Source organism: Achromobacter sp. UBA5777, assembly GCF_002418565.1.
Taxonomy (GTDB): domain Bacteria; phylum Pseudomonadota; class Gammaproteobacteria; order Burkholderiales; family Burkholderiaceae_B; genus Achromobacter; species Achromobacter animicus.
This window is the reverse complement of the sequence record NZ_DIEJ01000257.1, coordinates 1-8,466: the sequence shown is the minus strand read 5'-3', so window position 1 is coordinate 8,466 and position 8,466 is coordinate 1. Positions and strand designations below refer to the sequence as shown.

The following is an 8,466-nucleotide window of genomic DNA, read 5'->3' as shown; positions in this document are numbered from 1 at the left end:
TGCGCTGGCGCTGCGCGATGCCGATGGCAGCGGCGCGCCGCGGCAGCGTGTGGGTGTCATCGGCTGCCTGCTTGAAACGCTGGTGGCGCCCGAGGACCCGCAGGTCGTGCTGGCGCGCATCGCGGCGACCGGCACGCGCATCGTCAGCATCACGGTCACCGAGAAGGGCTATTGCCATGATCCCGCCAGCGGCAGGCTGAATCTGGATCATCCCGACGTCGTGCATGACCTCGCGAATCCAGAGTCGCCGTGTGGCGTCATCGGTTTTGTCGTGCACGGCCTGCAACGCCGCCGCGCGATGGGCCTGCCGCCGCTCACGGTCATGTCGCTGGACAACCTGCCCGCCAACGGCCACTTGCTGCGGGCACTGGTGCTGACGTTCGCGGCGCGCGTCGATCCGGCGTTGGCGGACTGGATTGCATCGGCGTGCGCATTTCCCTGCTCGATGGTCGACCGCATCGTGCCGCGCACGACGGACGCGGATAGGCAGGAGATCGCTGCGGCGCTGGGCGTACGCGACGCCTGGCCGGTGGTGGCCGAACCCTATCTGGAATGGGTCGTCGAAGACCGCTTCGCGGCGGGCCGGCCGGACTGGACGGCCGGTGGCGCGCGTTTCGTGATGGACGCCGCGCCGTTCGAAACGCTGAAACTGCGCATGGTCAACGGCGCGCATTCGGCGCTGGCGTATCTGTCGGTGATGGCGGGGTGGACCACCGTGGACGAGGCGATGGCGCGGCCCGGCATGCGGCATTACCTGAGCGCGCTGATGGGCCAGGAGATCGAACCGGCGCTGCCGCCGTTGCCGGGGCTGGATATCCAGAAGTACCGTCAGGGGCTGTTGCTGCGGTTCGCCAATCCTGCGCTCAGGCACCAGACGCGGCAGATTGCGATGGACGGCTCACAGAAGTTGCCGCAGCGGCTGCTGGGGACGGTGCGTGACCGGCTGGCGGCGGATGCGCCGATGCCGGGTCTTGCGTTAGCCGTGGCCGGGTGGCTGCTTTTCCTGCGCGGACAGGATGAGGCCGGGCGTATCTATGAGGTCCAGGACCCGTTGGCCGAATCGCTGGCGCATCGGTATGAGCAGGCCGAACGGGCGGCGGAGCAGGCGGGCGAGGGGCCCGCGGCGATGCTGGCGTGGGCGGGCGTCATGACGGGGTTTGAGCCGGTGTTCGGTGACCTCGGCCAGGAGCCGCGGTTTGTGCGGGCGGTGGGAGCGGCTGCGCAGTTGCTGCGCAGCCTGGGTGTAGCGGGCGCCTTGTCCGCGATGTATCGGGCGCCGGCGGGCTGATTCAGCCCGGCTTTCTCACCACGATCGTCGCCGTGTCGCTCGTAAAAGACCCGTCCTCGCGCACGTCGAAATGCGCGCGCACCACGTCCGGTGCGATGCCGAACATGTGGCGCAGCGCCGCCACCAGCGTCTCGGGCGTGCGCATCCGCGTGACCCACGACTGGAACTCCAGCGGCAGGCGGCGCGGCGCCAGTTCCTGCAGCGTGAAGCCCGCTTCGGTCAGCATGCGGGTCCATTCGGCCACCGAGTAATCGCGCACGTGCGAGGTGTCGCGCAGCACTTCGATGGTCTGCAGCCAGGTGTCCAGCAGCGGTTCGCCCGGCGACACCACGTCGGCAAAGACGGCAATGCCGCCCGGCTTGAGCACGCGGAAAGCCTCGCGCAGGCCGCGGCCGGCGTCCTGCCAATGGTGTGTGGAATAGCGCGACATCACCAAATCGAATTCGCCATCGCCGAACGGCAGGTACTCGGCCTTGCCCTGACAGGTCACCAGATTGGCGAGCCCGCGCTTGGCGGCTTCGGCAGCGACCACGTCCAGCATCTGCTGCGACAGGTCGTAAGCCGTCACATGCGCGACCTTCGGCGCCACGTGAAAGCTGACGTGTCCGCCGCCACAGCCCAGGTCCAGCACACGCGCGTCGGGGTGCTGGCCAGCGACCGCGGCCATTTGCAGCAGGTCTTCGCCCTGGGCGTGGACGGCGCTGGTCAGGTAGGCGGCGGCGCGGGGGCTGAATTGGCGGTCAACGGCGGCGTCGTGCGAACTGGCGGTCATGAGGGGTCCTTGTGTCGGGAAGGCTATTGGGTGCGGAATTCTGGCCGGTATGTTGCCGGCAATGCGATCGAGATCGTTGTCAGAATTCCTTTCGGGATTGCGAAAGGATGCAGGCGCTAAGATAGGCGGGCCCGTATACACGTACAAGCCCATTACTCATCCTGGTATGACCACTTCCCCCCAGCCCGTCACCCCCGGCCACGAAGGCTCGCATCTGCGCCGTCACGCACTGGGCGAATTCGTACGCAGCGCGCGGTCGCGCATCACGCCACAGATGGCGGGCCTGCCCGAGGGGGCGCGCCGCCGCACGCCCGGATTGCGGCGTGAGGAAGTGGCGCAGCTCTGCGGCATCAGTGTCACCTGGTACACGTGGATCGAGCAGGGACGCGAGGTCTCGGTCTCGCCCTCGGTGTGGTCACGCATCGCTGGCGTGCTGCAATTGGCGCGGGCCGAGCGCGCATACCTCTTCGACCTTGCCGATTGCGCCGATCCGCAGCACGCCCGCGACGACGCCGGCGGCGCGCCGGGCCCGCTGCAGGAATGCGTGAACGCGATCAACGCGCCGGCCTATGTGCTGGACCGCGCCTGGAACGTGCTGGCCTGCAACGCGCCGCTGGTCGACCTGTTCGACCACTGGCCCGAACGCGATCCGGAGCCAAACCTGCTGCGCTACATCTTCCTGGATCCCGCCGCGCGTGAACTGGTGGTCGACTGGGACCAACGCGCCCGCCGCGTGGTGGCTGAATTTCGCGCCGACGCGGGTGCGCATCTGGACGAACCGGCGGTGCTGGCGCTGCTGGACAGCCTGAGCCGGCAAAGCGTGGTTTTCTCGCATTGGTGGACGCGGCACGCCGTGGTCGAACGCGAAGGCGGCCTGCGCGAATTCCAGCATCCGCAGCGCGGCAAGCTGGCGTACCAGCAGATCACGTTCCGGCTGGCGACCCATCCGGATTTGAAGTTGGTGATGCTGCTGAGCGGGGCGGGTGTCTGACACCTCGATGAGGCGGCGTCGTAGGTTGACCGGCGTCTGACACCGCTCAAGCCCACACCGGCTAACCTGCCGAATCGCTACGCCGCGTTTTCTTCGCCGAACAGGCTGTCCTGCATCCCGGCATCCACCAATCCCTGCAGCAGCTTCTTGACCGGCGCGGGCAGCGCCATCGTGCCCAGCTTGTCGGCAGGCACCCAGCGCTCCGGCAGCGCCGGTTCGCGCAGAGCGACCGCGCGCACCGGCACCAGCCACGGGCGGATGTGCAGGCGGTAATGCGTGAACGTATGCGCGAAGGCAGCCAGCTCGAAGCGCTGTTCCGGCTCCAGCCCCAGCGCACGCGATGCGCTGTCGGGATCACCCGCCACATCAAACTCCGGCAGGCTCCACAGCCCGCCCCAGATGCCGGGCTCGGGACGCTGTTGCAGCAGGAACGCGCCCTTGTGCCGCAGCACCAACATACAGGTCTCGCGTTCCGGAATGGCCTTGCGCACCTTGGGCGTGGGCAGTTCCGCCTGACGTCCCTCGCGGCGGGCGACGCAGGTGTCCGCCACCGGGCACCTGTCACAGGCAGGCTTGCCGCGCGTGCAGAGGGTGGCGCCCAGATCCATCAGCCCCTGCGTGTAGGCCGCCATGTCCAGCCCGGGCGCGGCGTCCACCTGCGCATGCGCCAGCGCCCAGAGACGCTGCTCGACCTCGCGCTTGGCGGGATCGCCCGCGATGCCAAAGTGGCGTGTGAATACCCGCTTGACGTTGCCGTCCAGGATGGGCGAGCGCTCGCCGTTGGAGAACGCGGCAATGGCCGCGGCAGTCGACCGGCCAATGCCCGGCAGCGTGGCGATGGCCTCGGCGGTGGGCGGGAAGCGGCCGCCCCAGTCGCGCACGATTTCCTGCGCACAGCGATGCAGGTTGCGGGCGCGGGCGTAGTAGCCCAGGCCGGCCCAATATGGCATCACGTCTTCCTGCGAGGCGGCGGCCAGCGCCGCGACGTCCGGAAAGCGTTGCAGAAAGCGCTCGTAATAGGGGATGACGGTGGCCACCTGCGTCTGCTGCAGCATGATTTCGGATAGCCAGATCCGGTAGGGATCCCGGGTGTTCTGCCAGGGGAGATCGTGGCGGCCATGCTGGCGCTGCCAGGCGACGATGCGAGGGGCGAAGTCCATGCCGGCAATTATCGCATCGCCCTATTGCCGGCCCGGGGGCCAAGGGTTACAACCGAAAGGCCTAACGCCAGCCGGCCCCGTTTTTTTGGGCGGCGGGTGCGGCAAGCGCGATTCGGCCCAAAGAGGCGCGAACGCATCAGGACTTCACTTTCACGGCCCTTGTTGGCCCGCGTGCGTTCTGGCAAGAAGCGCGCGACGCTGGTGGGGGCATCCGATGTTGGAGTAGACATGAATGCCCCCCTTACGCCCGCCGTCCGTGCGGCGCTTGAATCCGTTCAGCTCGACGACAAATACACCCTGCAATCCGGCCGCGCGTGGATGAGCGGCATCCATGCGCTGGTGCGGCTGCCCATGATGCAGCGCGTGCGCGATGCGCAGGCGGGGCTGAACACGGCGGGCTTCGTATCGGGCTACCGGGGTTCGCCGCTGGGCGGCGTCGACCAGAACATGTGGAAGGCCGCCGCGCATCTGAAGGCGCACCACGTCGAGTTCCAACCCGGCATCAACGAAGACCTGGCGGCCACGGCGGTGTGGGGCACGCAGCAGGTGAACCTTTTTCCCGGCGCAAAGTACGACGGCGTGTTCGGCATGTGGTACGGCAAGGGGCCGGGCGTGGACCGTTGCGGCGACGTCTTCAAGCATGCGAATGCGGCCGGCACCGCGCGCCACGGCGGCGTGCTGGTGGTGGCGGGCGACGACCACCCCGCCAAGTCCTCGACGCTCCCGCACCAGAGCGATCACATCCTGAAGGCCTGCATGATTCCGGTGCTGTTCCCGTCCAGCGTGCAGGAAGTGCTGGATTTCGGCCTGCACGGCTGGGCGATGAGCCGTTACGCGGGCGTCTGGGTGGGCATGAAGTGCATCACCGACATCGTGGAGGTGTCGGCGTCGGTCGACGTCGACCCTCACCGCGTGCGCATCGTGCTGCCCGAGGACTTCCAGCTGCCGGTCGACGGCCTGAACATCCGGCTGCCGGACACGCCGTTGCAGCAGGAAGCGCGGCTGCTGGACTACAAGTTGTACGCCGCCCTGGCCTATGCGCGGGCCAACGGGCTGAACCGCGAACTCTGGGAGGTGCCGCAGCGCGATGCGCGCTTCGGCATCATGACATCCGGCAAGGCGTACCTGGACACGCGCCAGGCGCTGTCGGACCTGGGGTTGTCCGAAGACGTGTGCCGGCGCATCGGCCTGCGTCTTTTCAAGGTGGGCATGGTGTGGCCGCTGGAGTCGGCCGGCACGCAGCGGTTCGCGGAAGGATTGGACGAGATCCTGGTCGTGGAGGAAAAGCGCCAGGTGCTGGAGTACCAGTTGAAGGAGGAGCTGTTCAGCTGGATCGGCAGTGGCAAAAAGATTCCGCGCGTGGTGGGCAAGTTCGACGACAAGGATGGCGGCGAGTGGTCCGTGCCGCAGGGCAACTGGCTGCTGCCGGCGCATTACGAGTTCTCGCCCGCGATGGTCGCCAAGGCCATCGCGGCGCGTCTGTTGCGGTTCGCGTTGCCGGACGACGTGCGCGCCGGGATCGAGGCGCGGATGGAATTCATCCGTACGCGAGAAGCGGCGCTGGCGCGCCCGCGCGTGGTCGAAGAGCGCAAGCCGTGGTTCTGCTCGGGCTGTCCGCACAATACGTCGACACGCCTGCCGGAAGGTTCGCGCGGCATGGCGGGCATTGGCTGCCACTACATGGTGCGATGGATGGACCGCAGCACCGACGTCTTCACGCAGATGGGCGGCGAGGGCGTGCCGTGGCTGGGGCAGGCGCCGTTCACCGAGGAAAAGCATGTGTTCGCGAACCTGGGCGACGGCACCTACTTTCACTCGGGGCTGCTGGCGATCCGCGCGGCGGTGGCCGCCAAGGCGCCCATCACGTACAAGATCCTGTTCAACGACGCGGTGGCGATGACGGGTGGGCAGCCGGTCGACGGCCCGATCAGCGTGCCGATGATCACGCGTCAGGTGGCGGCCGAGGGCATCGAGAAGATCGTGGTGGTGACCGACGATCCCGGCAAGTATGTGGACGTGACCGACCTGGCGCGGGACGTGCCCGTGCGCCATCGCGACGAGCTGGACGCGGTGATGCGCGAGCTGCGCGAGCATCCCGGCGTGTCGGTGCTGATCTACGACCAGACCTGCGCAACCGAAAAGCGCCGCCGCCGCAAACGCAACGCCTATCCGGACCCGGCGCGCCGCGTGATCATCAATGAACGGGTGTGCGAGGGCTGCGGGGATTGCTCGTCGAAGTCGAACTGTCTGTCGGTTGAGCCGCTGGAGACCGAGTTCGGACGCAAGCGCAAGATCAACCAGTCGAGCTGCAACAAGGACTTCTCCTGTCTGAAGGGCTTTTGCCCGAGCCTGGTGACGGTAGAGGGCGGCAAACTGAAGAAGCCGCCCGCGTTGGCGCAATCGGGCGGCGCGCCGGACGAGGATGTGCCGGCGCCTCGTTTGCGCAGTCTGGATGTGCCCTATGGCGTCTTCATCGCGGGGGTGGGCGGCACGGGCGTGGTGACGATCGGGCAGTTGCTGGGCATGGCGGCGCACCTGGAGGGCAAGGGTTGTTCGGTGCTGGACATGGCTGGGCTGGCGCAAAAGGGCGGCGCGGTGTTTTCGCACGTGGTGTTGGCGGGCTCGCCGGACCATCTGCTGAACACGCGCGTGGCGATGGGCGAGGCGGATCTGCTGCTGGCGGGCGATCTGGTGGTGGCGACGAGCGCGGAGGCGATGGCGCGCGTGAGTCCGGGACGCACGCATGTGCTGCTGAACAGCGATACGGCGCCGACGGCGGCATTCGTGTCGAACCCGGGCTGGACATTGCCGGGGGTGAATCTGACGGCAGATCTGCAGAGCGCCTGCGGCAAGGAGAATCTTGATGCGGTAGATGCCGCAGCCATGGCGGTGGTGCTGCTGGGCGATGCGATCTATTCGAATCCGCTGATGATGGGCTACGCATTCCAGAAGGGCTGGATTCCGCTGTCGGGCGAGGCGTTGTTGCGGGCGATCGAGCTGAACGGCCAACAGGTGCCAAACAACCTTGCGGCCTTTGCGTGGGGGCGTCGGGCGGCGCACGAGCCGGCGGCGGTGGCGCGCTTGATGGCCAATGGCGGAGTGCCGGCCGCGCAGCCGGAAGACATCATCGAAATCACGCGGCCGCGGGTGGCGAGTCCGGTGGTGGATCTAAGGAAGCCGGCCAGTGAGTTGGCGCAGATGGTGGCGGTGCGCAAGGCGTTCCTGACGCAGTATCAGGACGCGGACTATGCCAAGCAGTACACGGATCTGGTGGACAAGGTGGTGCATGCGGAACGAGAGGCGACGGGCACGAACCGGCTGGCGGTGGCGGTGGCGCGGTATTACTTCAAGCTGATGGCCTACAAGGACGAATACGAGGTGGCTCGGTTGTATTCGGATGGGGAGTTCTTGAAGCGGGTGGGTGAGCAGTTTGAGGGAGATTGGAAACTGCGCTTTCATCTGGCGCCGCCTTTGTTTGCACGGCGGGACAAGGATGGGCATCTGGTGAAGCGGTCTTACGGGCCGGGGATGTTGAAGGTGTTTCGGATGTTGGCAAGGATGCGGGTTTTGCGGGGGTCTCGGTTTGATCCGTTCGGGTATACGAAGGAGCGGCGGGCTGAGCGGGAATTGATCAAGGAGTATCGGGAGACTGTGACGGCGATTCTGGGGAAGTTGAATCGCGGGAATCTGGATAAGGCGGTGGCGTTGGCCAGCGTGCCGGAGGAGATTCGCGGGTACGGGCACGTGAAGGAGGCGTCGATGGTGCGGGCTGAGGCGATGCGGGAGGAGTTGTTGAAGGGGTTTACTGCGAGGGTGGTGGCGATTGGGGTTCGGGCGGCTTGATGATGCTTTATTGGTGTTGCCGCGCAGTGAGTGCTTGGGACGCCTCCCGGAGCCGTGGTAATGCCGAGGGTGGAGTCCTTGAGACGCCCGGCGCGTCGTGGGCCTGGGGTGGGCGGGGCTACGATTGCGGTCCNNCTCCGGACTGCCCCGTCGTCAACCTCGTACGCCTTCGGCTCCCTTCGGTTTCCCTCGGGCGCATCTACACGCCCCGCGCACCCCAGGCCGACGCCGCACCCGGCTGCGATGAATTCAGCTTGGCGGATGGGGGGGCGTGTTGGGTTCTTGAGGTTCTTGCCGGCGACAACGTGTGTTTGAAGCGGCTTGCGGCGCCCGCCCCACAACGGCCGCGCGGGCGGCCTGGTGGGGCTTACGCGTCGTCTTGCGTCGTGGGGATGACGCTTCGCGTGTGGCT

General features: G+C 67.2%; 5 protein-coding genes. 3 read left to right on the top strand and 2 right to left on the bottom strand.

What is annotated here, in order from left to right; all coding sequences use genetic code 11:
* On the top strand, positions 1–1,288 hold a 1,288-nt coding region (locus B3446_RS22315), incomplete at its 5' end, for a mannitol dehydrogenase family protein (RefSeq protein ID WP_291385086.1).
* Position 1,289: 1 nt separating this feature from the next.
* On the opposite strand, the gene B3446_RS22310 is transcribed toward B3446_RS22315, so the two are convergent.
* Complete coding sequence (locus B3446_RS22310) at positions 1,290–2,060, bottom strand: class I SAM-dependent methyltransferase (RefSeq protein WP_191579270.1); 771 nt, start codon at positions 2,058–2,060, stop codon at positions 1,290–1,292.
* A 166-nt stretch (positions 2,061–2,226) separates the two neighbouring features.
* On the opposite strand from B3446_RS22310, the gene B3446_RS22305 reads away from it, so the two are divergent.
* The gene (locus tag B3446_RS22305; RefSeq protein ID WP_291385084.1) at positions 2,227–3,051 is read left to right on the top strand and encodes a helix-turn-helix transcriptional regulator; all 825 of its coding nucleotides are present in this window, start codon (positions 2,227–2,229) and stop codon (positions 3,049–3,051) included.
* Positions 3,052–3,128: 77 nt separating this feature from the next.
* Here B3446_RS22305 and mutY read toward each other — a convergent pair whose 3' ends face one another.
* Positions 3,129–4,211: an A/G-specific adenine glycosylase gene (gene mutY / locus B3446_RS22300; RefSeq protein WP_291385082.1), complete on the bottom strand. Its 1,083-nt coding sequence runs from the start codon at positions 4,209–4,211 to the stop codon at positions 3,129–3,131.
* 228 nt (positions 4,212–4,439) lie between these two features.
* Between mutY and B3446_RS22295 the strand changes: the two genes are divergently transcribed.
* A complete protein-coding gene (locus B3446_RS22295) occupies positions 4,440–8,054 on the top strand; it encodes an indolepyruvate ferredoxin oxidoreductase family protein (RefSeq protein ID WP_291385080.1) in 3,615 nt (1,204 codons plus the stop codon).
* Positions 8,055–8,466 lie beyond the last annotated feature (412 nt).

What these genes read in the sequence shown, in the direction of transcription:
- B3446_RS22310 (WP_191579270.1), bottom strand. Translation starts at nt 2,060, where the DNA reads ATGACCGCCAGTTCGCACGACGCCGCCGTTGACCGCCAATTCAGCCCC.
- B3446_RS22305 (WP_291385084.1), top strand. Translation starts at nt 2,227, where the DNA reads ATGACCACTTCCCCCCAGCCCGTCACCCCCGGCCACGAAGGCTCGCAT.
- mutY (WP_291385082.1), bottom strand. Translation starts at nt 4,211, where the DNA reads ATGGACTTCGCCCCTCGCATCGTCGCCTGGCAGCGCCAGCATGGCCGC.
- B3446_RS22295 (WP_291385080.1), top strand. Translation starts at nt 4,440, where the DNA reads ATGAATGCCCCCCTTACGCCCGCCGTCCGTGCGGCGCTTGAATCCGTT.